The sequence below is a fragment of the Kitasatospora sp. SUK 42 genome, assembly GCF_015776785.2.
Taxonomy (GTDB): domain Bacteria; phylum Actinomycetota; class Actinomycetes; order Streptomycetales; family Streptomycetaceae; genus Kitasatospora.
Genome location: NZ_LFMD02000002.1, coordinates 209,668 through 230,364, shown reverse-complemented (window position 1 = coordinate 230,364; position 20,697 = coordinate 209,668). Strand labels below are relative to the sequence as shown.

Annotated in this window: 19 protein-coding genes and 1 pseudogene; 11 read left to right on the top strand and 9 right to left on the bottom strand. The window is 74.4% G+C overall.

Going from position 1 to position 20,697, the window contains the following annotated elements; all coding sequences use genetic code 11:
• Positions 1 to 102 precede the first annotated feature (102 nt).
• Positions 103 to 1,284: a hypothetical protein gene (locus RZ50_RS00975; protein ID WP_196952630.1), complete on the top strand. Its 1,182-nt coding sequence runs from the start codon at positions 103 to 105 to the stop codon at positions 1,282 to 1,284.
• Positions 1,285 to 1,327: 43 nt separating this feature from the next.
• Here the strand turns inward: RZ50_RS00975 and RZ50_RS00970 are convergent, their stop codons facing one another.
• Positions 1,328 to 2,929 carry a helix-turn-helix domain-containing protein gene (locus RZ50_RS00970; RefSeq protein ID WP_308271100.1) on the bottom strand — a complete coding sequence of 534 codons (1,602 nt, stop codon included), beginning with the start codon at positions 2,927 to 2,929 and terminating at the stop codon, positions 1,328 to 1,330.
• 144 nt (positions 2,930 to 3,073) lie between these two features.
• Between RZ50_RS00970 and RZ50_RS00965 the strand changes: the two genes are divergently transcribed.
• From RZ50_RS00965 to RZ50_RS00950, 4 genes are all read left to right on the top strand, one after another.
• On the top strand, positions 3,074 to 3,670 hold the full coding sequence (locus RZ50_RS00965) for a PadR family transcriptional regulator (RefSeq protein WP_196949361.1): 597 nt from the start codon (positions 3,074 to 3,076) through the stop codon (positions 3,668 to 3,670).
• Positions 3,667 to 4,764, top strand: coding sequence for an NAD(P)/FAD-dependent oxidoreductase (locus RZ50_RS00960; protein ID WP_196949362.1), 1,098 nt, complete (start codon positions 3,667 to 3,669; stop codon positions 4,762 to 4,764). Before RZ50_RS00965 ends, RZ50_RS00960 begins: the two co-directional genes overlap by 4 nt.
• 221 nt (positions 4,765 to 4,985) lie before the next feature.
• Positions 4,986 to 6,614 carry an L-glutamate gamma-semialdehyde dehydrogenase gene (pruA, locus tag RZ50_RS00955; RefSeq protein WP_196949363.1) on the top strand — a complete coding sequence of 543 codons (1,629 nt, stop codon included), beginning with the start codon at positions 4,986 to 4,988 and terminating at the stop codon, positions 6,612 to 6,614.
• A gap of 211 nt (positions 6,615 to 6,825) precedes the next feature.
• Positions 6,826 to 7,755 carry a proline dehydrogenase family protein gene (locus RZ50_RS00950; protein WP_196949364.1) on the top strand — a complete coding sequence of 310 codons (930 nt, stop codon included), beginning with the start codon at positions 6,826 to 6,828 and terminating at the stop codon, positions 7,753 to 7,755.
• Positions 7,756 to 7,818: 63 nt separating this feature from the next.
• On the opposite strand, the gene RZ50_RS00945 is transcribed toward RZ50_RS00950, so the two are convergent.
• Complete coding sequence (locus RZ50_RS00945) at positions 7,819 to 8,412, bottom strand: Uma2 family endonuclease (RefSeq protein ID WP_196949365.1); 594 nt, start codon at positions 8,410 to 8,412, stop codon at positions 7,819 to 7,821.
• 150 nt (positions 8,413 to 8,562) lie between these two features.
• Between RZ50_RS00945 and RZ50_RS00940 the strand changes: the two genes are divergently transcribed.
• Positions 8,563 to 9,255, top strand: coding sequence for an RraA family protein (locus RZ50_RS00940; RefSeq protein WP_196949366.1), 693 nt, complete (start codon positions 8,563 to 8,565; stop codon positions 9,253 to 9,255).
• Positions 9,256 to 9,260: 5 nt separating this feature from the next.
• Here RZ50_RS00940 and RZ50_RS00935 read toward each other — a convergent pair.
• The 4 genes and pseudogenes from RZ50_RS00935 to RZ50_RS00920 form a co-directional block, all read right to left on the bottom strand.
• A pseudogene (locus RZ50_RS00935) lies at positions 9,261 to 9,464 on the bottom strand (N-acetyltransferase family protein); the annotation flags it as partial.
• The gene (locus RZ50_RS00930; RefSeq protein ID WP_196949367.1) at positions 9,465 to 10,424 is read right to left on the bottom strand and encodes an SGNH/GDSL hydrolase family protein; all 960 of its coding nucleotides are present in this window, start codon (positions 10,422 to 10,424) and stop codon (positions 9,465 to 9,467) included.
• Positions 10,425 to 10,584: 160 nt separating this feature from the next.
• Positions 10,585 to 11,949: a TerD family protein gene (locus tag RZ50_RS00925; protein ID WP_217680374.1), complete on the bottom strand. Its 1,365-nt coding sequence runs from the start codon at positions 11,947 to 11,949 to the stop codon at positions 10,585 to 10,587.
• 176 nt (positions 11,950 to 12,125) lie between these two features.
• Positions 12,126 to 13,412, bottom strand: coding sequence for a hypothetical protein (locus tag RZ50_RS00920; protein WP_196948392.1), 1,287 nt, complete (start codon positions 13,410 to 13,412; stop codon positions 12,126 to 12,128).
• A 330-nt stretch (positions 13,413 to 13,742) separates the two neighbouring features.
• On the opposite strand from RZ50_RS00920, the gene RZ50_RS00915 reads away from it, so the two are divergent.
• Complete coding sequence (locus RZ50_RS00915) at positions 13,743 to 14,243, top strand: SsgA family sporulation/cell division regulator (RefSeq protein ID WP_196948391.1); 501 nt, start codon at positions 13,743 to 13,745, stop codon at positions 14,241 to 14,243.
• Here the strand turns inward: RZ50_RS00915 and RZ50_RS00910 are convergent.
• From RZ50_RS00910 to RZ50_RS00900, 3 genes are all read right to left on the bottom strand, one after another.
• Positions 14,162 to 15,670, bottom strand: a complete 1,509-nt coding sequence (locus tag RZ50_RS00910; RefSeq protein ID WP_196948390.1) for a GAF domain-containing protein — start codon at positions 15,668 to 15,670, stop codon at positions 14,162 to 14,164. The genes RZ50_RS00915 and RZ50_RS00910 overlap by 82 nt on opposite strands.
• A gap of 184 nt (positions 15,671 to 15,854) precedes the next feature.
• Entirely contained in the window at positions 15,855 to 16,931 is a 1,077-nt protein-coding gene (locus RZ50_RS00905; RefSeq protein WP_196948389.1) for a M56 family metallopeptidase, read from the bottom strand.
• A complete protein-coding gene (locus RZ50_RS00900) occupies positions 16,931 to 17,326 on the bottom strand; it encodes a BlaI/MecI/CopY family transcriptional regulator (RefSeq protein ID WP_196948388.1) in 396 nt (131 codons plus the stop codon). The genes RZ50_RS00905 and RZ50_RS00900 overlap by 1 nt, the downstream gene beginning before the upstream one ends.
• 115 nt (positions 17,327 to 17,441) lie before the next feature.
• Between RZ50_RS00900 and RZ50_RS00895 the strand changes: the two genes are divergently transcribed.
• The 4 genes from RZ50_RS00895 (at position 17,442) to RZ50_RS00880 (ending at position 20,690) form a co-directional block, all read left to right on the top strand.
• On the top strand, positions 17,442 to 18,110 hold the full coding sequence (locus tag RZ50_RS00895) for a DedA family protein (RefSeq protein WP_196948387.1): 669 nt from the start codon (positions 17,442 to 17,444) through the stop codon (positions 18,108 to 18,110).
• A complete protein-coding gene (locus RZ50_RS00890) occupies positions 18,110 to 18,778 on the top strand; it encodes a phosphatase PAP2 family protein (RefSeq protein ID WP_196948386.1) in 669 nt (222 codons plus the stop codon). The genes RZ50_RS00895 and RZ50_RS00890 overlap by 1 nt, the downstream gene beginning before the upstream one ends.
• 164 nt (positions 18,779 to 18,942) lie before the next feature.
• Complete coding sequence (locus RZ50_RS00885) at positions 18,943 to 19,458, top strand: pyridoxamine 5'-phosphate oxidase family protein (protein WP_196948385.1); 516 nt, start codon at positions 18,943 to 18,945, stop codon at positions 19,456 to 19,458.
• A gap of 110 nt (positions 19,459 to 19,568) precedes the next feature.
• Entirely contained in the window at positions 19,569 to 20,690 is a 1,122-nt protein-coding gene (locus RZ50_RS00880; RefSeq protein ID WP_196948384.1) for a TIGR03364 family FAD-dependent oxidoreductase, read from the top strand.
• The last annotated feature ends 7 nt before the right edge of the window (positions 20,691 to 20,697 follow it).

Sequence of the window (20,697 nt, the reverse complement as noted above, 5' to 3'; positions counted from 1 at the left end):
CCGCCTGACACGGCCACCGCCCCCGTGCGGCAGCCGAGCTGATGACCCGGCAGCTCCGGGCACGTAAGGTGGCGTCAGCGGTGCGGGCGCGAGGACTCGGGGGTGCGGCAGAGGATGATGCGGGAGAGCGGCGGCAGGCCCCAGGAGCGGCACGACGGAGGGCCCGGCCCGGCCGGGCGGGATCGGCGCGCCGACCGTCTCGCCGACCGCCTCGCCGACCAGGAGGAGTTCTCCCGCCGGACCCTGGCGGCGGCCGACTTCCCGGTGTACGGGGTGGCCGCCGGGCCGGCCCGGCGCGGCGAGGCGCTGGCCGCCTTCGAGACCTGCGGAGGCGAGCTGCGCTGGGTCGAGGTGCAGTCCGGTGACTGGAGCTCGCCGGTCGGACCGTACGTGACCGTGCGCACCTACCGGCCGGGGGCCGAGCCGGGCGACGCGCTGCCCGAGCTGGAGGACGTGGTCGAGGACGAACGGGACCGGCTCTACGAGCAGTTGGGGATCGACGAGGGCGACGGTCCGGGCCGGGTCCGGGCGCTGCGCGAGTGGATCACCGTGGACGGCGAGCCCTGCGCGGTCGAGGTGCACGAGGACCGGCCGGTGCCCGACCGCGGGCCGGACGCGGCCGGGCCGGTCTGGGCCGGGCGGCTGCGGGTCGGCGGGCTGACCGTGACGGTGTGCGGGCGCGGGGTGGCCCCCGGCGGTGTGGAGCTGGGAGCGATAGGGGACTTCGAGCGCCACCTCAACGGGCGCACCGAGCTGCTGCGCGACCTGGCCTCCCGGCGGGCCCGCCGGGTGCCGGTGGAGGAGCGCGAACTGCCACCCGTGGTCGGGCTGGAGGCGCACCGGGAGGTGATCGCGCAGAGCATCGCGGAGAGCGCCGCGATCGAGGCGCAGGTGCGGGTCGGGCGTACGCCGCGGCTGCCGCGCGGGCTGCGCGGGGACGCCTGCGTGGTGCGCTGGGAGACGGCGGTGCGCCAGCAGATGCGGCTCGCCACGGAGACCCGGGAGGAGGCCGCGGCCGCCGTGACCTCGATGGTGAACCACCTCAACCGGCTGTCCCAGCAGACGCAGTGGCTGATCGGCACGCCGGCGGGGGAGGCGGCGGTGGAGGAGGTCGTCCGCTACACGGTGTTCGCGAGCGAGGTGGCGAGCCTGCCGGCCCAGCGGGCCTGGGAGCGGCTGTGGCGCGAGCGGCCGGGCGGCGGAGCGCAGGACCGGGAGGAGCACCGGCTCGCCGAGGAGTTGTGGCTGGCGGCCTGGGAGCGGTGGCGGGCGGGGCGCGGCTGAGGGAGTGGCGGACCGCCGGGTGTGAACGACCGCTGCCCGTGGACTACTCGTCCGCGGGCAGCCGCAGTTGCAGCATCGCCAGCAGCCGCTGTTGCGGCTGGGCCAGGTCGATGCCGGTCAACTGCTCGGCGCGGCGCACCCGGTAGCGCAGCGTGTTGGGGTGGATGTGCAGCGAGTCGGCGGCCACCCGGACCTCGCCCAGCGCGTCCAGCCAGGCCAGTACGGACTCGGCGAGCCGGGTGCCGTGCCGGCGGTCGTAGGCGGTGAGCGCGGTGAGGCGGGGGTCGCGCAGGCCGCCGCGTTCCTGGAGCAGCGCGAGCATCTCGCTGACCAGCACCTCGGCCTGGACGTCGATCAGCGCCGCGACGTCCAGGTCCACCCCGCCGCGGCCCATCGCGTCCAGGATGCGGTCCGCCTGGGCGCGGGAGTCCGGCACCTGGGCCAGGCCCTCGACGGTCGAGCCGATCGCGGCGCGCAGCGGGACGCCGAGGTGCTCCCGGGCGGCCGCGACCACCTCGGCCGCCCAGTCGCGCACGGTGGTCATCGGCAGGCCGGCCGGCAGCTCCGGCAGCAGCACGTACACCCGGGAGTCGATCGGGGCGAGCAGCGCGGTGCGGTGCCGGGCGGCGGTGTGCACCGAGATCAGGCCGGTGACGTCGGAGCGGTGCAGCGCCTCGGTGGTGTGCGCGCTGTACGCCAGCACGGTGGCCGGGCGGCGCAGGTCCAGGCCCAGGTGGGTGGCGAGCGACTGGGGGCCGGTGGAGCCCTCCAGTAGGCCGGTGAGCAGGGTCTGGGTGAGCCGGACGTCGGCGGACAGCTCGCGGCGGCGGCGCACCAGTTGGGCGGCGGCGACCCGGGCGGCGCCGACCAGGGCCTGCTCGGCGAGCGGGGCCAGCGGCTGCGCGCCCTCCTGCACCCAGATGGTGCCGAGCGGCTGCGCGCCGGCCCGGATGCCGACCGCGAGGCGGCGGCGCAGGCCGAGCTCGGGGTGCGGCTCGACCGCGATCGGGGTGTCCGAGCTGCGCAGGTGCTGGAAGATGCCCCACTCGCGGAGCTTGGACAGGTACGGCTCCGGGCCCTGCCAGCCGAGGATGGACAGCCGGCGCAGGTCGTCGACCTCGTCGGAGTCGGAGGAGCGGGAGTAGGCGAGCACCCGGCTGGAGGTGTCCTCGATCGAGACGATGCCGTTGGTGAGCACGGCGACGGTCTGGGCGAGGGAGAAGAGGTCGCCGGCGTTGGGCTCGGGGGCGCCGGGCGCGTCCGGGGCGTCGGGGCCGGCGATGATCGCGCGGGCGAGCGAGTCGAGGTGCTCCCAGCGGGTCTCGCGGCGGACGGAGAGCAGGGCGACGCCCGCGTCGGTGGCGGCCTCGCGCAGGGCGTCGGCCTGGCCGGGGCCGTCCAGCTTGACGGCGACGGCGGCGGCGCCGGCCCGGCCGGCGGCGCGCAGGGCGGGGAGGGCGGCGCGGCCGCGGGCGCCGATGGCGAGGACGAGCTCGCCGGGGGCGGCGGTGGGAGGGTCCTCCGGGTCGAGGATCGCGACGTCGCGGACGGGGACGTCCAACCCCTGTGGGGCGGCCTGGAGTTCGACCAGGGGTTCGCCGAGGGACATCAGCAGCTGCCGGAGCGGGAGGCCGGGGGTCGTCACTCCGGGCCTCCTTCATCCGCTCGGACAACGCCGTGTGGTTGATTTTAGCCGGGCGGACAGAGTTCCGGCCCGTCATTCATAAATAGTTGACTCTGACTATTCGGGGCTGGATAGTCGGTACTGACCAAGAGATGAGGACGTCTCGTGGCGAAGCGACGCAAGGTGTCGAACCCGCTGGCCCTCGCGGTCCTGGCCGAGCTCACGGCCGAGCCGATGCACCCGTACGAGATGGGGCGTCGGCTCAAGGAGCACGCCAAGGACCGCAACATCAAGTACAACCGCAGCTCGCTGTACATGGTCGTGGAGCAGCTGCGGAAGGCCGGGTTCGTCGCCGAGGGGGAGACCGTCCGCGACACCCAGCGGCCGGAGCGCACCGTCTACGCCATCACCCAGGAGGGGAGGACGGAGCTCCACGACTGGATGCGCGAACTCGTCGCCGAACCGCGGCACGAGTACCCCGCCTTCGGGGTGTCGCTGTCGCTGCTCATGGTGCTCCCGCCGGCCGAGGCCGTGGAGCTCCTGGAGAAGCGGCGGGCCGCGCTGACCGACGAGGTGGCGGGCATCCGGGAGACGCTGCACAAGGCCACCGAGGAGGGCGTCGGCTGGCTCTTCCTGATCGAGGAGGAGTACCGGGTCGGCGGGCTGGAGGCGGAGGCCGCCTTCGTCGAGCGCCTCATCACACAGCTCCGGGAGCCGGAGTTCGTCCGGACCTGGCACGAGCATTTCGGGAGTCTGCAATGAGTGCACCACGTACCACGAGGAAGGCCCTGGTCATCGGCGGCGGCATCGCCGGCCCGGTGACGGCGCTGGCCCTGCGCGGGGCCGGTGTCGAGGCGGAGGTCTTCGAGGCCTACGGGACCTCCGCCGACGGCATCGGCGGGACCTTCATGATCGCGCCGAACGGGCTGGCCGCGCTGGCCGCCGTCGGCCTGGCCGGGGAGGTCGACGGGATCGGCCAGCCGATCGGGCGGATGGTCATGGAGGACGGGAAGGGCGGTGTCCTCGCCGAGATCCCCGTGGGCGGCCGGGCGATGCGGCGCGCCGAGCTGTACGGGGTGCTCCAGCGGCGGCTGCGGGAGGAGGGCGTTCCCGTCCGGTACGGCAGGCGGCTGGTCGGCGTCGACGAGGGCCCCGGCGGCGTCACCGCGCGTTTCGCCGACGGCGGCACCGCCGACGGCGACCTGCTGATCGGCGCGGACGGCACCCGCTCCGTCGTCCGCGGGCTGATCGACCCGGCCGCGCCCGGCCCGCAGTACACCGGCCTGGTCGGGGTCGGCGGCCGCAGCGCGCACCGGCTGGAGGGGCTGCGCGGACGCGGCGAGTCCATGCACTTCGCGCAGGGCGGACGGGCGTTCTTCGGCTACTGGGCGCTGCCGGAGGGCGCCGGGACGTTCTGGTTCAGCAACATCCCGCAGCCGGCGCAGCTGACCGCCGAGCAGGCCCGGGCGGTCTCCCGGGAGGACTGGCTGGCGCTGGCGCGCGAACTGCACGCCGAGGACCTGCCCGCCCGGGACGTCCTGGCGGAGGCGGACGCCGCGAGCGTCGAGGTCTTCCCGCGGCTGGAGATCATGCCGTCCGTGCCGCACTGGTACCGGGACCGGATGGTGCTGGTCGGCGACTCGGTGCACGCCCCGTCCAACAGCTCCGGCCAGGGGGTCTCGCTGGCCGTCGAGAGCGCCGTCGAACTGGCCCGCTGCCTGGAGTCGCACCCCGACCTGCCGGGCGCCTTCGCGGCCTACGAGGCGGCGCGGCGGCCGGTGGTGGAGCAGGTCGCGGCGGACGCGGCGGTCGTCAACGACCGGAAGGCGAGCGCCGGGGCGGGAACGGGGATGTGACGGGCGGTGCGACGGCCTGGCGATCGGGCGGGGCCGCCTGGTGACGGCGGCTCCGTGACCGTAGCGTGACCCCTTCGTCGGGCCGGACAACGCCGTACGGGGGAATTTAGCCGCCCGGCCAATCAAGTGGCCCGGCGGGCAGGAATAGCGTTCGTGCTGTGGCCGGCGTGCGACCCGCGCCGGCAATCCCCCCGCACTGAACGAAGGAGAGCGTGCGCTCTATGGACGCTGTGACCCAGGTCCCCGCGCCGGTGAACGAGCCGGTCCACAGCTACGCCCCCGGGAGCCCGGAGCGGGCTCGTCTGGAGGCCAAGCTGAAGGAGCTGGGCGGCCAGGAGCCGGTCCAGCTGACCATGACGATCAACGGTGAGCGCCGCATGGGCGGCGGCACCGAGATCCACGTCGTCCAGCCGCACAACCACGCGGCTCGGCTCGGCACCCTGCGCAACGCCACCCAGGCCGACGCGCAGGACGCCATCGACACTGCCCTGGCCGCGGCCCCGGCCTGGCAGGCGCTCTCCTTCGACTCCCGCGCCGCGATCTTCCTCAAGGCCGCCGACCTGCTGGCCGGCCCCTGGCGCGAGACCCTGGCCGCCGCCACCATGCTCGGCCAGTCCAAGACCGCCCAGCAGGCCGAGATCGACACCCCCTGCGAGCTGGTCGACTTCCTGCGCTTCAACGTGCACTTCGCCCGCCAGATCATGGCCGAGCAGCCGATCTCCTCGGACGGCGTGTGGAACCGCAGCGACCACCGCCCGCTGGAGGGCTTCGTCTACGCGATCACCCCGTTCAACTTCACCGCGATCGCCGGCAACCTGCCGACCGCGCCCGCGCTGATGGGCAACGTGGTGCTGTGGAAGCCGTCCCCGACCCAGCAGTTCTCCGCGCACCTGCTGATGCAGCTGCTGGAGGAGGCCGGCCTGCCCAAGGGCGTCATCAACATGGTGACCGGCGACGGCCTGGACGTCTCCGCCGTGGCGCTCAAGCACCCCGCGCTGGCCGGCATCCACTTCACCGGCTCCACCGCCACCTTCCAGCACCTGTGGCGCGAGGTCGGCAACAACATCTCGCAGTACCGCACCTACCCGCGGATCGTCGGCGAGACCGGTGGCAAGGACTTCCTGGTCGCCCACCCGTCGGCCGACCCGAAGGTCCTGAAGACCGCGATGACCCGCGGCGCCTTCGAGTTCCAGGGCCAGAAGTGCTCGGCGCTGTCGCGGGCGTACGTCCCGGCGTCGATCTGGGCCGGGCTGAAGGACGAGTTCGCCGCCGAGGTCGAGGGCCTGACCATGGGCGACGTCACCGACCTGTCCAACTTCATGTCGGCCGTCATCGACGAGCGCTCCTTCGCCAAGAACAAGGCCGCGATCGACCGCGCCCAGGCGGACGAGTCCGTCGAGGTCCTCGCCGGCGGCACCTACGACGACTCGGTCGGCTACTTCGTCCGCCCGACCGTCCTGGTCTGCCAGGACCCGGCCGCGGAGTACTTCCGCGACGAGTACTTCGGCCCGATCCTCGCCGTGTACGTCTACGAGGACGAGAAGTACGACGAGATGCTGGCGCAGATGGAGTCGGTGTCGGCCTACGGCCTGACCGGCTCGATCATCTCCCAGGACCGCGCGGCGGCCCAGGACGCGATGCACAAGCTGCGCTTCGCGGCCGGCAACTTCTACATCAACGACAAGCCGACCGGCGCCGTCGTCGGCCAGCAGCCCTTCGGTGGCGGCCGGGCCTCGGGCACCAACGACAAGGCCGGCGCCAAGCAGAACCTGGCGCGCTGGACCTCGACCCGCTCGGTCAAGGAGACCTTCGTCCCGCCGACGGACTACCGCTACCCGCACATGGGCTGACCAGCCCTGTCCGGCTGACCACCCGGCTCACTCGGTAGCCACCGGTCACCCGCGACGCCCGGTCCCGCAGCCGGGCGTCGCCCACCGGGGCGGCGGCCCTCCCACCCGTCGCCCACCGCCACCCTTCCTGGGACGCGCTGTGCGCGGCACCCCTGACGCCGCCGCCCCGGTCCTTCTGCCACCCTTGGAAACACCAGCTCCAGGAGTCACGATGCTCCGTTCCGCCCTTCTCGCGGCCTCCCGGTCCCCGCAGGTCCGCACCGTGGTCGAGAAGTTCCCCCCGACCCACGCGATAGTCGAGCGCTTCGTCGCCGGCGACGTCCTCGACGCCGCGATCACCGCCTGCGACGACCTGGTCGCCACCGGCCGCAAGGTCACCCTGGACCACCTCGGCGAGGACACCCAGGACGCCAGCCAGGCCGCCGGCACCGCCGAGGCCTACGAGCACCTGCTCAAGGCCCTCAAGGAGACCGGCCTCGCGGCCGGCGCCGAGGTGTCGGTCAAGCTGTCGGCCGTCGGCCAGTTCCTGCCGGTGGACGGCGAGAAGATCGCGCTGGAGAACGCCCGCCGCATCTGCGAGGCCGCCGCCGACGCGGGCACCACGGTGACCCTCGACATGGAGGACCACACCACCACCGACTCCACCCTGGCGATCGCCCGCGAGCTGCGGCAGGACTTCCCCTGGCTGGGCGTCGTGCTCCAGGCCTACCTGCGCCGTACCGAGGCCGACTGCCGTGAGTTCTCCGGCCCCGGCTCGCGCGTGCGCCTGTGCAAGGGCGCCTACAAGGAGCCCGAGTCGGTCGCCTTCCAGGGCAAGCACGAGGTCGACCTCGCGTACGTCCGCGCGCTGAAGGTCCTGATGGCCGGCGAGGGCTACCCGATGATCGCCTCGCACGACCCCAACATGATCAAGATCGCCGGCCAGCTGGCCCAGTGGAACGGCCGCAAGCGGGACTCCTTCGAGTACCAGATGCTGTACGGCATCCGCCCCGAGGAGCAGCTGCGCCTCGCCGGCGAGGGCAACACCATGCGCGTGTACCTCCCGTACGGCCAGGAGTGGTACGGCTACTTCATGCGCCGCCTCGCGGAGCGTCCGGCCAACCTCACCTTCTTCCTCCGCGCCATGGCCACCCGCAGCTGACCCTGGCGACACCTGCCAAACGGCCCGCACCCCTGACGGGGGGTGCGGGCCGTTTTGTGGCTCCTAGAGGAAGTCCTTGGTGTCGAGCTCGAAGTCGAACGGGGCGGGGAGGACGAGCGGCTCGCCGAAGGCTGCCAGGTGGACCTCGGTGTACTCCTCGCGGTGCGGCTTGCTGAAGAGGCTGATCTGGGACTTCTCGCGGTCGACGAGGAGGTAGAGCGGGATGCCGGCCCGGGCGTAGCAGTGCCGCTTGGCGATCCGGTCCTGGTCGGGCTTGCTCGACGTGACTTCGGCGACCATGGCCACGCCGTCCGGTTCCATCCAGGAGGGGGCACCCCGGAAGAGGCGGAGTTCCCTGGGAGCGAAGGTGGCGTCCGGGATGACGTGGTTCTTCGGACAGAGGCCGCCGCTCACAAGGCGGAGGCCCTTGCCGCCGGACACCTGCATGTGGACTTTCGACGCAGCCTTGACCTGGTCGATCAGCAGGTCGATGTAGTCCTCGTGATCGCCGTCCGGCGGTGGTGCCACGATGATCTCTCCCTCGATGAGCTCGGCCCGGAAGCCTTCGGGGGAGTGCAGGCTCAGGAAGCTCTCCAGCAGGATGTCGGCCTGTGATGGAGAGCTCGTGATCGGTTGCTCATGCGCCACAGCACTCATGATGCCCCTCCCTTCGGATGGACGTCACGCTATTCGCCGCCCGGTCGCGTTATGCAGTACACGGCGGACTTTCACTCGATGGTGTGGGTTTGAGGGCTGGCGTACGATCCCGATGCTGGTGAACTGGGTGTTCGGTGGGAGGAGTTGGGGATGCTGAAGGCGTTCGAGGGGCTTTCCACGCCGTTGGTGGCGGATGCGTGTGTGCGGGTCGGGGTGGGGTTGCGGGCGGCGCCGAGCGGGGTGAGGGGGGTGGCCCCGGGGGCGCGGGTGGCGGGGCGGGCGCTGCCGGTGCGGCACTACGGGAGCGTGGACGTGTTCCTGGAGGCGTACGGGGCGGCGCTGGACGGGGACGTGCTGGTGATCGACAACGGCGGGCGGACGGACGAGGCCTGCATCGGGGACCTCGCGGTGCTGGAGGCGCGGGCCGCCGGGGTGGCCGGGATCGTGGTGTGGGGGCTGCACCGGGACACGCCCGAGCTGGTGGAGATCGGGCTGCCGGTGTTCAGCTACGGAGCGCTGCCGCTCGGGCCGATGCGGCTGGACGACCGGGAGCCGGAGGCGCTGGGGCCGGCGCGGGTCGGGCCGCACCTGGTGGGCGCCGAGGACGTGGTGTTCGCGGACGCCGACGGGGTGCTGTTCGTGCCGGCCGACCGGGTCGAGGAGGTGCTGGAGACGGCCGCGGGGATCGCCCGGACCGAGCGCGCCCAGGCCGAGCGGATCGCCTCCGGTGACACGCTGCGCCGGCAGACCGCCTTCGACGAGTACCTGGAGCGGCGCGCCGCCGACCCGTCGTACAGCTTCCGGAGTCACCTGCGGCGGGTCGGCGGGGCGATCGAGGAGTAGGTCCCCTACAGCGGGCGGTACATGACGTGCAGCCCGACGTAGCCGTCGACCGGGTGGTGGAAGGCCTCGGGGACGGTGCCGACGACCTCGAAGCCGAGCGACTCGTAGAGCCGTACGGCGTGGTGGTTGTTGGCGACCACCGCGTTGAACTGCATGGCGCGGAAGCCGGCCCGGCGGGCCCAGACGAGGGTGTGCTCGACCAGGGCCCGTCAGCCGCCGAGGACGGCGTCCTCGACCAGGGTGGCGGTGTGGGCCTGGCCCTCGGCGTTGGGGTGCACCAGGGCGTACTGGAGCGGGATGATGCTGGTCAGGACGCCGTCCAGCCAGTGGTCCTGGTCGCAGACGCTGTGGCCGGCGGAGGAGGGGTAGAGGTCCACGAAGGTGTCGCCGTGGGCGGCGGTGCCCTGCGCGATGACCGCGTTGAGCGGCTCCACGATGGCGGTACGGGCCCAGGCGAGGTCGCCGGTGGTGAAGGTGCCGAACTGGAGGAGGTTGCCGTAGCCGCAGAGGCCGGCGTCCTCGGGGATGAGGTGCGGGTAGCCGACGGTGAGGACCTTGGCGAACGGGGCCTTGGCGTGCAGCGCGGTGAGCGTCCGGTCGTAGTCGGTGCGCAACTGGTTGAGCCGGTCGGGCAGTTCGGCGTCGAACTTGTCCTCGCAGGGCGTGCCCTGGCCGAGGTGGGTGGCGCCGAGCTCGATGCAGCTCTTGAGGATCTCGCCGAAGCCGAGGTCGTTGCCGCCGATCCCGAGGGTGATCAGGTCGGTGGCCGGGTCGACGGCGTCGATCTGCGGCGGGACGGGCGGGTAGGGGGCGTTCGGATCGGTGCCGAACGGCGGGAGCGGGCGGCCGAGCGGGGACAGCGAGGTCGCGTAGACGTTCGCGGTGGTGGCGCCGCTGCAGCTGACGTTGCGCAGGCTGACGAGGGAGCCGAGGTTGCGGCGGATGATCTCCGGGTAGGACCCGGTGGTGCGGGCGCAGCCGTCGCGGGGGTCGGTCAGGTCGCCGGTGGCCTGGATGACGCCCGCGGTGTAGGAGTCGCCGAGGGCGGTCCACTGGAGGCCCTGGGCGCGGGTGGCGGGCTTGGTGGCGGCCGGGGCGGGGGTGGTCAGGCCGACGGTCAGGGCGACGGCGGTGCCGGCAACGGCGAGGCGGGACAGGAGGCGTGGCACGGTCTCTCCTCAGCGGGTGCGGGGGAGAGTGCGATTCACCCCCCTGAGAGTCAGATCGAGTCGGTCCGTGGACGACTTGATGCCTCGGGAGGGTGAATTCGCGGGCGTGGATTTGACGTTGTGGGCCCCGCGGGTCCCGCAGGGAGGCGGGGGCGGAGGGTCAGAGCAGCGCGGCGGAGGGCTCGATCATCGCCCGGGCGGTCTTGCCGTCGACGTACTCGCCGAGCGCCGTCATCTCCCACTCGCCGGAGTCCTGGCGGACCAGCTTGCACATCACCACGCCGGTGCGCGGCTCGGAGTGGGTGAGATCGAAGCGGACCAGCTCCTCGTCCGTCCGGACGTCGACCAGGCGGCAGTAGGCGTTGCGCACCTCGGTGAACTTCTGCCCGGAGAAGGAGTTGACCACGAAGACCAGGGCACGCACCTCGGCCGGCAGGCCCTCCAGGTGGACGGTGATCGCCTCGTCGTCGCCGCCGTCACCGCCGACCAGGTTGTCGCCGGAGTGGGCGATGGAGCCGTTGAAGATGTTCAGCTTCATGAACCAGGCGGTCTCCAGCCGCTGGTTCCGGGCGTCGAAGGCGAGGCAGGAGGCGTCCAGGTCGATGTCGCGGCCGCGGCCGGCGGACTCCCAGCCGAGCGCCATCCGGACCGAGGAGAGGAACGGGCGGCCGTTCTTCACCAGGGAGACGGAGCTGCCCTTGACCAGACTGACCCGGCCCTTGTCCAGGGTGACCTTGGGGCGCGCGGCCGGGGCCGGTGCCTGTGCCGGGGTCGGGGGAGCGGTCGGTGCCTGAGCCGGTGCCGGGGGCGCGACCGGCGGAGCGGCCGGGGGTGCGGGCGGTGCCGGGGGCATCGGCGGGGCGGTGGCGAGGGCGATCCGGGGGTCGACCGGCGGCGCGGCGGGCATCGGCGGCACGGGCGGGGCCGCGGGCGGGGCGGGCGGCGCCGGCGGAAGCGGCGGGGCGGCCGGGGAGGTGATCTGGACGGTCGGCGCGCTCGGCGAGGCGGGGGCCTGGGCGGCGGGCGCGGGGGAGTCGTCGATGGTGACGCCGAAGTCGGTGGCGATGCCCGCCAGGCCGTCCGCGTAGCCCTGGCCGACCGCGCGCACCTTCCAGGCGCCGCCCCGCCGGTAGACCTCGACCACGATCAGCGCGGTCTCCAGGCCCAGCCGGGGCGGGGTGAAGGTGACCAGCACGGCGCCGGTGTCGGCGTCGCGGACGGTGGCGGTGGGCTCGATCCCCGCGAAGGTGGAGGACTGGTCGGCGGGGCTGGCGGTGACCACGATCTTGCTGATGCCGGCCGGGACGGCCGGGGTGTCGACGGTGATCGCGTCCGGGGTGCCGGCCGAGGCGGGGCGGAGGCTGACGCCGGGGCCGTGCGGGGCGTTGAAGAAGACGAAGTCGGCGTCCGAGCGGACCTTTCCGGCGTCGGTCAGCAGGAGACCGGAGACGTCCAGCGCCTTGGGCGCGGTGACCTCGACGGTCACTCGCGCGGCGGTCAGCGGTGCGTTGCCGCCTTGGGTCAGGACGGTGGACACGGACTCCTCCTCGGGTGCGGAACGTCGGCCCGGGCCGGGGCCGGTGGGGCCGCACGGCCGGGTGCTGCACACAGTAACGAACAGGGGTGCGGTGATGAGCCCGGCGGGTGGGCTGAGCTGTCCGATCGTCGGGTGGTCGGAGGTTCCGACGGACGGTCAGCGGGTCAGCGGAGCGCGGGTGCCGGCGACTGGGGGGAGGGAGGCTGGGGGGAGGGCGGCTGGGACGACACCGGCAGCAGCGGGCCGAAGCCGCCGAGCGCGGCGACCGCCCGGGGATCGCCGATGGCGAAGGCGGAGGCGTTCCAGCTCTCCGGCCGGGCCGCCCCGCGCGCCGGGCCGACCGGGTCGCCGTGACGGGCGCCGCGCACGACGAAGGTGTAGCGGCCGGGCTTGACGTTGGTGCCGGGCGGGGTGGTGAAGCGGTAGACCAGGGCGCCGCGCTCCTGCTGGATGGTCACCACGGCGCCCGGAAGGTCGGTCCAGGCGGCACCGCTGCTGGGGGCCAACTCGCCCGGGGTGAGCCGGAATTCGGCCTGAAGGGCGGTGACCGGCTCGGCCACGGTGAGGTCGAGCGAGTGCCGGAGGCCGTCGCGCCCGAGCGGGGAGGTCAGGCCTGTGCCGGTCAGGGCCTGGTCGGCCGCCGGGTCGGTGGTGTCGGCGTCCGGGCCGTCGTCGACGGAGTCGCCGCCACCCGGCAGGACGGGTGCGGACGGCGGCAGCGGACGGGCCGGGGCGGGCGGGTTCGAGGCCGGAGGGGCGGGGTCGGCCGGTCGGAGTCCGGGCGGGTGCGCGTGCCCGGAACCCGGCTGCCCCGGTCCAGGCTGCCCGGCACCGGGCTGCCCTGCTCCCGCCTGGCCGGCACCGGCGTCGGCACCGGAGCCGGAGCCGGAGCTGGAGCCGGACTGCCCGGCGCCCGTCTGCCCGGCGGGGACGGAGGGTGCGAGCGGCCGGGCCGAGGGTGAGGGGCTGCCCGACGGGCCCGGCTCGGTGCCGGTCGCGGGCACCAGGTCGTGCTCGACGGCGGTCTGTCCGCCGGTGGTGGGCGTGGCAGGGCCGGTCGCCCCGCCCGGCGTGGCCCCGGCGTTCGCCGGTCCGGAGGGGCGCGGCGAGGGGTGCCCGGTGGGCCGGGAGTCGTGCGGGCGGCTGGTGGGCCGGGGGGCGTCCGGGGTGTGGTCGGCGACCGCCTCGGCCTCGTCGGTGGCGCTGGGCGTGGGCGGCGGGGTGGTGCCGACCCGGGCGACGCCGGCCCGGCGGCCGATGCCCTGCTGCTCGTTCAGCAGGAGGGTGGTGGCGATGCTGATGCCGACGACGGTGGACATCGCCATCGCGGCGCCGGAGAAGCGCAGGGTGGGCAACCGGAACCGGCCGCCGAACGGGCGCGGCCGACCGTGCCGACCGTGCCGTGCGGGCTCGTGCTGCACGTCCCGCGCGAGGTTCTCGCGCGCAGCCACCGGACCCCTCCCTCCCCGAAGTCGCCGTCGCGTCGCCGTATTCTCCCACGGGCCGCCGCCAGGCCCGGATCCGGCCGTCGCGCACCGGTCGCCGGCGCGGGCCCGCGCCGGGAGAGGGGAGAGCGTACCAGTGGGTGCCCGTAGCGTGGACGGAATCCATCCATTTTCCGGACATCCTTTTGACTTGCGGAAGTTGACGGACCGTCGGGAAGCCTGGGTAAGGGGCGGCAGGCCTGGCCGGGGATTATTGCAACCCCCTTGCAACCCTTGCCCGCAGGGGCCGGGTGGCGCAGGCTGAGGGCATCCCGCGCCGTTCCCGGAGAGACCGTCATGTCGCCCGACCCGCTGTCCGCAGCCTCCAGTGCTCCCCTCGCCGCCACCCCCACGGGCGGCGATGGGGCCGGCTCCACCGCCGCTCCGGCGGCGGTGGAGGAGGTGCTGATGCTGCGGATCTCCCTGGGCGAGGACGTGGTCGGGGAGGTGCGCACCCGGTTCCGCTTCGACGCCTCGCGCCCGTACGAGGTGCTGCTGACCTTCCATCTGGGGCGTCCTGACGAGGCGGACTGGGTGTTCTCGCGCGACCTGCTGCGCGAGGGCCTGCGTACGCTGAGCGGCCAGGGCGACGTCAAGCTGTGGCCGGCCTACTGTCCCTGCCACGGCTCGACGTTGCACCTGGCGCTGGAGTCCCCGCACGGCAGCGCGCTGCTGGAGGCCTCCAAGCCCCGGGTGCAGGACTGGCTGGACCGCACCTACGCGCTGGTCTCCGTCGAGGCGGAGCGCGGTTGCGGCCCCACCGACTCCCAGCTGGCCGCGCTGCTCGCGGACGGCTGAGCGGCGACCGCCCCGCCCCCGGCGGAACGCGGCTGCGGTACGGGCGCCGCGGCGCCCGGCAGCCGTACCGTGCCCGCCGCCAGCCCGGCCCGCAGCCGCCGGACGGCCGGGGCGGTGGAGGAGGGCAGCAGGTCGTACGGGTCCTCCGGCGCCTCCACGGTGACCAGCACCGAGTCGGCGAAACGGTACGGCCGGTGGGCCAGCAGGCCGCCCAGGTAGCGGCGCAGCCGGGAGAGTTCGGCCCGGACCGTCACCGTCCGCCCGGCGTCGCCGAAGAGCGCCTCGGCGAGCTGGGCCGCGGTGCTGCCCTCGGGGGCGGTGGCGAGCAGCAGCAGCAGTTCGGCGTGGCGCGGGCTGACCGGGTGCGACCAGCTGTCGGCCGCGCCCCGGACGGACAGCTCGGGGCGGTCCGCTCGGCTCAGGTCGAGCCGGAGCCGGGCGCCCTCGGCCTGTTCGGCGCTCACCGTGCCGGAGCCGTCCTCCTCGGGCGGGCGGACCGGGCGCACCAGCCAGCCGTCGCCGAGCGGCTCCAGCACGCACTCACCGAGGCCCGGCACCCAGTGCACAGCCGCCGGGGCCCAGCCCTCGCTGGGCACGTGCAGCCGGTTGGGCGGCGGGAGCCCGGCCGCGGCGGCGGTCCAGCCGGCCGCGTCCACGACCAGGGCCGGGCCGCCGACCCGGGCGAGCAGCGGGGCGGCCAGGGTGCGCAGGTGGTGCAGCGCCTCCAGCCGGTGGGCGCGCAGCTCGGTCTCGGCGAGCCGGGCGGCGGTGGCGGTGAGCTGGAGCAGGTAGGGGCGGACGCTGTGGGCCGGGCCGCTGAGGTTGATCGCGCCGACCACCCGGCCGGTGGCCGGGTCGTGCACGGGCGCGGCCACGCAGGTCCAGGTGTGGTGGCTGCGCAGGTAGTGCTCGGCGGAGTGGACGTGCATCGGGCGCTGGGCGCGCAGGGCGACGGCGATGCCGTTGGTGCCGACGGTCTCCTCGACCCAGCGGGCGCCGGTGACGAAGCCGATCCGGTCGGCGCTGCGCCGCAGGCCGCGTTCGCCCTCCTGCCAGAGGATGTGGCCCTCGGCGTCGGAGACGGCGAGGATCAGCGGGGTCTGGTCGACGGGCCCGAACAGGGTGTCGCGCAGGACCGGGACGACGGCGTCGAGCCCGCTGGTCCGGCGGCGCTGCTCCAGTTCGGCGGGGCCGAGCAGGACGGCGGCGGCGCCGGTGTCGGGGTCGAGGCCGAGGCGGCGCAGCCGGGCCCAGGAGTCGCCGATCTCGGGCCGGGGTTCGAGCAGGCCGGGGCCGCCGGACTCGGGGTGGGCGAGTTCGCGGGCGGCGGCGTCGGCGAGGATCCGCTCGTGGACCTTGGCCAGTTCCGCCGCGGTCGGCGGGGTGCGGCGCTCTGGTCGTCGGGTCTGCCGTCCGGTCTGCCGCACTCGCGTTGCTCCTCGCCGCCGTTCGAGGACGCGCCGGGGCCGACGCGCTGACGAAAGCGTACGGGTGTGGTGGGCGTGGGGGGACGGTGTCCGCCAACTCGGCATACCGGTCGGTACGGAAACCGTTCGGGGGCCGTTCCCGCCGGCCGTCCCGGGGGTGTATCAGGGGGGTGCCCCGGGGGTGTCAGCGTTCCGCGCCGGGCTCGTGCTGGGCGGCCTCGACGGTGTGGTGCAGGTCGGCGGTGGCCTCCAGGGTGGCGCCCGCGCTGAGGGCCAGGCAGGCGGCCAGGGCCAGGGCGACGGCCCGCAGCCGGGTGCCGGGGGTGGCGCTGGGGCGGGGCTGGAGCAGGGCGGCGACCCTGCGCGGGACCGGCCCGGAGTGGGCGGCGGCGACCAGCCGGGGGCGGGCGGGCCAGGGGGCGCGGCTCGCGGCGAGGGCGGCCCGGCCGACCGCGCGGGCGGTCACGGCGCGGTCGCCGACCCGGGCCGCCGCCACCTCGTCGGCCCAGCGTTCCAGGTGGTAACCGAGGGGCGCGCGCAGCGGGCGCAGGGCCGGGTGGAGGTCGGCGGCGTGCTCGGCGAGGGCGAGGAAGAGGTGGTGGCGGGCGGCCAGGTGGGCGCGCTCGTGGGCGAGCAGGGCGGCCCGTTCGGGGCCGCTGAGGGCGCGCAGCATGCCGGAGGTGACCACGATCCGGCCGGGCTCGCCCGGTCGGCCGGGGCGGCGCAGCCGGCCGGGCAGGGCGAAGGCGTCGGCGCGGGCGTCGTCCAGTACGGCGAGCGGGTGGTCCGCGGGCTCCGGCCGGCGCGGCCACCAGGTGGTGCGCGCCCGGCGCACGGAGGCGCTCACGGGGCGCACGTCCGGATAGCGGTCATCATTCGGGTCATCGGCGGGCGGGGCCGACGGAGTGGGCAGCGCGGCCCGGGCGGTCCGCAGGTCCAGGCGGCGGCGCCGGGCGGTGCGCACCGCCAGCACGGTGAGCGCGGCGAGCGCGAGCCCGGCCGCGGCGGCCGCGAGCGGGGCGCTGGGCGAGGCGGCGGTGAGCCAGGGCAGCGAGAGGTGGCCGAGGGCGGCGACCGGGGGCAGCTGGAGCAGCCCGGTGGCGGCCAGCAGGCCGAGCGAGCAGACGGTGCCGCCCGCCAGGACGGCGGCGGTGCCGGCCAGCAGCCAGGCGGCGGCCCGGGGCGGCAGAGCCTCGGCGAGGCGGCGGGCCAGCGGGGCGGCCAGGAAGGGCAGCAGCAGGGGGACCCAGACGGCGAGCATCACGAGGCGTCCGCCCCGGGGTGGCCGGTGCCGTCGCCGAGCAGTTCGCGCAGCAGCCGCTCGTCCTCGGCGGAGAGGTCGGAGACGAAGCGGGCGAGCACGGTGGAGCGGTCGGCCTCGCGGCCCAGCTCGGTGTGCATCCTGCGGGCGGCCAGGCCGGCGGTGTCCTGGACGGTCGGGGTGTAGGCGTAGGCGCGGCCGGCCCGGGTGCGCTCGACCGTCCCCTTGTCGTGCAGCCGGGCCAGGATCGTGGCGATGGTGGTGCGGGCGAGGTCCCCGCCGAGCGCCGTCTGGACGTCCTGCGGCGTCATCGGCTGCCGGGCCGACCAGAGGGCGGCCAGCACCTCGGCCTCCAGCTCCCCGGCGGGCCGGCGGGCGGACGGTACGTCGGACATGTCGGCGCTTCCTCCAGCTATCGTCTACAGTCATGTAGACCGTCTACGTCACTGTAGACGGTCCGGGCGGGTTCTGCTGTGAACCGCCCCCCAACGTACGGGAGGTCCGCCAGCCTTGCTTCAGTTCCTCGCCGATCCGGCCGTTCACCTCGCGGTGAACCCGCTGGACGCATCGTCGCTGCTCGCCGCCTTCGGTGCGATCGGCATCGCCGTGGTGCTGTTCGCCGAGACCGGCCTGCTGGTGGGCTTCTTCCTGCCCGGCGACTCGCTGCTGTTCACCGCCGGCCTGCTCTGCGTGCCCGGCGCCACCAAGGGCCCGCAGCTGCACCTGTGGCAGGTGCTGCCCGCCGCCCTGGTCGGGGCGCTGGCCGGGGCCCAGGTCGGCTACCTGATCGGCAAGCGCGGCGGCCGGGCGCTGCTGCGCCGTACGAAGCGCAAGAGCCTGCTGGAGGGCGTCGAGCGAGCCGAGGAACTGCTGGCCAAGTACGGGCACGGCAAGGCGATCGTGCTCGCCCGGTTCATCCCGGTGGTCCGAACGGTGCTGAACCCGCTCTGCGGCGTGCTCGAAGTGCCGGTCCGCTCGTTCACCTTCTGGCAGGTCGCGGGCGGCGCCGTCTGGACGGTCGGCGTGGTGCTGGCCGGGTACGGGCTCGGGTCGACGATTCCCAGTATCGACCGGTACCTGCTGCCGATCATCGGTCTGGTAGTAGTTGTCTCCGTGCTCCCCATTGTTCTCGAAGTGTTCCGCGCCCGTAAGGCGCGACGTCACGGAGGTGACGTGTGATGTCCTCCCGGGCTCTCGCCGTGTACGACGGCAGCGGTATCGACGGTGGCCTGTACACCCGGGTCAACGGGTGGGCGCAGTCGGCCCCGCACTGGCTGGACGACCTGATCAAGGTCTGGTCGGCGCTCGGCCTCGGCCTGTTCGCGGTCTTCATGCTCTACGCCTGGTGGCGGGCGCGCGGCGCCGACTCCGTGGTGATGGCCAGGGTGCTGGCCTCGCCGGTGATCGTGGTCGTGGCGTACGCCGTCAACTCCGTGTTCAAGGGCATGGTCGAGGAGGTCCGGCCCTGCGCCCAGATCCCCGGCAGCGTCTCGCTGGAGACCTGCCCGGGCACCGGGGACTGGTCCTTCCCGAGCAACCACTCGGTGATCGCCTTCGCGGCCGCGATCGCGCTCTGGTTCGTCGGGCGGCGCCTCGGCGTCGTCGCCACGGTGTTCGCGGTGCTGATGGCCGCCTCCCGGGTCTGGGTCGGCGTGCACTACCCGCACGACGTGGCGGTCGGCGCCGCGGTCGGCATCCTGGTCGCGCTGGTGCTGGCGCCGCTGGCCGGGCGCTGCGGACCGCTGGTGGACAGGATGCGCTCCAGCGCGCTGCGCCCGCTCCTCGGCCCCGGCGCGGCGCCGGTGGCGGCCGCCGGGTACGCGTCGTACGGGGCGCGGCAGCACTGATTCCGCGAGCGGCGTCGATTCCGTAATCCGCCTGCCCCTTGTCCGGTTTCGGACGACGGGTGGAGCATGTGAGCCGGGCGTGGGGCCCCTTCCGGGGGCGCCCGCCCGGCTCAGTCGTGCTCGGGGCGCGAAGGCACCGGGCGTGCCAGCGGAGGGAGTGCCGAATGCCGTACCGACTCGACATCACGCAGGGGGACTGGCCGGGCGACCTGTTGCACAAGGGAGTCGAGGGGCTGCTCGCCGAGGCGATGGTGCTCACCCTCGCCACCGCCGGCCACGAGCACGGGCCGCACGCCAACCTGGCGTTCTTCGCGTACGACGAGGACCTCGTCCTGTACTTCGTCAGCGAGCGCTCCACCCGGCACAGCCACCACCTGGCCGAGGAGGCCCGCGCCGCCGCCACCGTCTTCCTGCCGCCGCCGGTCTTCGGTGAGCAACTGCGCGGGCTCCAGCTGGCCGGGAGCGCGGGCGAGGCCTGGGGGCGGCAGGCGGAGGCGGCGCTGGCGGCGTACCAGGGGCGGTACCCGTCCTTCGCACAGGACGAGGAGGTCCGGCGGCAGTACCTCACCGGCGGCGGGGCGGCGGCGCTGTACCGGTTCCAGGTGGAGGAGCTGACGGCGGTGGACGAGCCGAACTTCGGCCGGCGCAACTACCTGCGGGCCCGGGTCCTCCGCGCCTAGGGCCTGCCCCAGTACCTGCCCCGGTGTTGTATGTACAACTTTTCGGGTGATTCATCTGCGGGACGACACCAGGACGCCCCTTGGACACCTGGGCGCACCACCCTGGCCGCATGAGAGTCATCGTCGTAGGAGCAGGCGTGCTCGGCAGCATGCACGCCTGGCAGGCCGTCGAGCGCGGTCACGAGGTCGTCCACCTGGAGCGCGAGAGCGAGGCGCGCGGCGCCTCGGTGCGCAACTTCGGGCTGGTCTGGGTCAGCGGCCGGGCGCAGGGCGAGGAACTGGACACCGCGCTGCGCGCCCGCGAACTGTGGGAGGCCATCGGCGCCCGCGTCCCCGACCTGGGCTTCCGGGCCAACGGCTCGCTCACCGCGATCCGCACCGAGGCCGAACTCGCCGTCGCCGAGCAGGCGCTGACCCTGCCCGACGCCGCCGCGCGCGGCTACCGGCTGCTCGACGCGGACGAGACCCGGGCCACCAACCCGGCCCTGCGCGGCAAGCTGCTCGGCGCCCTGTGGTGCGGGCGCGACGCCGCCGTCGAGCCGCGCACCGCCCAGCCCGCGCTGCGCGCGTACCTGGAGTCCACCGGCCGCTACACCTTCCTGCCCGGGCGCGAGGTGCGCGACGTGGTCGGCGAGAACGCCGTCCGCGACGACCACGGGGACGTGCACACCGGCGACCTGGTCATCCTGTGCACCGGCGCCTGGCTCGGCGGCCTGGTCCGCGAGCTCGCCCCCGAGCTGCCGGTCCGCCGGGTGCGGCTCCAGATGATGCAGACCGACCCGCTCGGCGAGACCCTCACCACCTCCGTCGCCGACGGCGACAGCTTCCGCTACTACCCGGCCTTCGCCGGCAGCGCCCTGGACCGGTTGCGCGAGGTGCAGCCGCAGTCGCCCGTCGCCGCCGAGCACAGGATGCAGCTGCTGATGGTGCAGCGCCGCGACGGCGGACTGACCATCGGCGACACCCACGAGTACGACCAGCCCTTCGGCTTCGACGTGGTCGAGGACCCGTACGACCACCTGACCGGCGTCGTGGAGGAGCTGCTCGGCCGCCCGCTGCCGCGCATCCGCCGCCGCTGGGCCGGGGTGTACGCCCAGTGCCTCGACTCCACCCGGGTGGTCCACCGCGAGCGCGTGCGCGACGGCGTCTGGCTGGTCACCGGCCCGGGCGGCCGCGGCATGACCTGCTCGCCGGCCATCGCCGAGACCACCGCCGAACTCGCGAACCTGTAAGGAACGT

What these genes read in the sequence shown, in the direction of transcription:
- RZ50_RS00960 (WP_196949362.1), top strand. Translation starts at nt 3,667, where the DNA reads ATGAGTGCACCACGTACCACGAGGAAGGCCCTGGTCATCGGCGGCGGC.
- pruA (WP_196949363.1), top strand. Translation starts at nt 4,986, where the DNA reads ATGGACGCTGTGACCCAGGTCCCCGCGCCGGTGAACGAGCCGGTCCAC.
- RZ50_RS00950 (WP_196949364.1), top strand. Translation starts at nt 6,826, where the DNA reads ATGCTCCGTTCCGCCCTTCTCGCGGCCTCCCGGTCCCCGCAGGTCCGC.
- RZ50_RS00945 (WP_196949365.1), bottom strand. Translation starts at nt 8,412, where the DNA reads ATGAGTGCTGTGGCGCATGAGCAACCGATCACGAGCTCTCCATCACAG.
- RZ50_RS00940 (WP_196949366.1), top strand. Translation starts at nt 8,563, where the DNA reads ATGCTGAAGGCGTTCGAGGGGCTTTCCACGCCGTTGGTGGCGGATGCG.
- RZ50_RS00915 (WP_196948391.1), top strand. Translation starts at nt 13,743, where the DNA reads ATGTCGCCCGACCCGCTGTCCGCAGCCTCCAGTGCTCCCCTCGCCGCC.
- RZ50_RS00905 (WP_196948389.1), bottom strand. Translation starts at nt 16,931, where the DNA reads ATGCTCGCCGTCTGGGTCCCCCTGCTGCTGCCCTTCCTGGCCGCCCCG.
- RZ50_RS00900 (WP_196948388.1), bottom strand. Translation starts at nt 17,326, where the DNA reads ATGTCCGACGTACCGTCCGCCCGCCGGCCCGCCGGGGAGCTGGAGGCC.
- RZ50_RS00890 (WP_196948386.1), top strand. Translation starts at nt 18,110, where the DNA reads ATGTCCTCCCGGGCTCTCGCCGTGTACGACGGCAGCGGTATCGACGGT.
- RZ50_RS00885 (WP_196948385.1), top strand. Translation starts at nt 18,943, where the DNA reads ATGCCGTACCGACTCGACATCACGCAGGGGGACTGGCCGGGCGACCTG.
- RZ50_RS00880 (WP_196948384.1), top strand. Translation starts at nt 19,569, where the DNA reads ATGAGAGTCATCGTCGTAGGAGCAGGCGTGCTCGGCAGCATGCACGCC.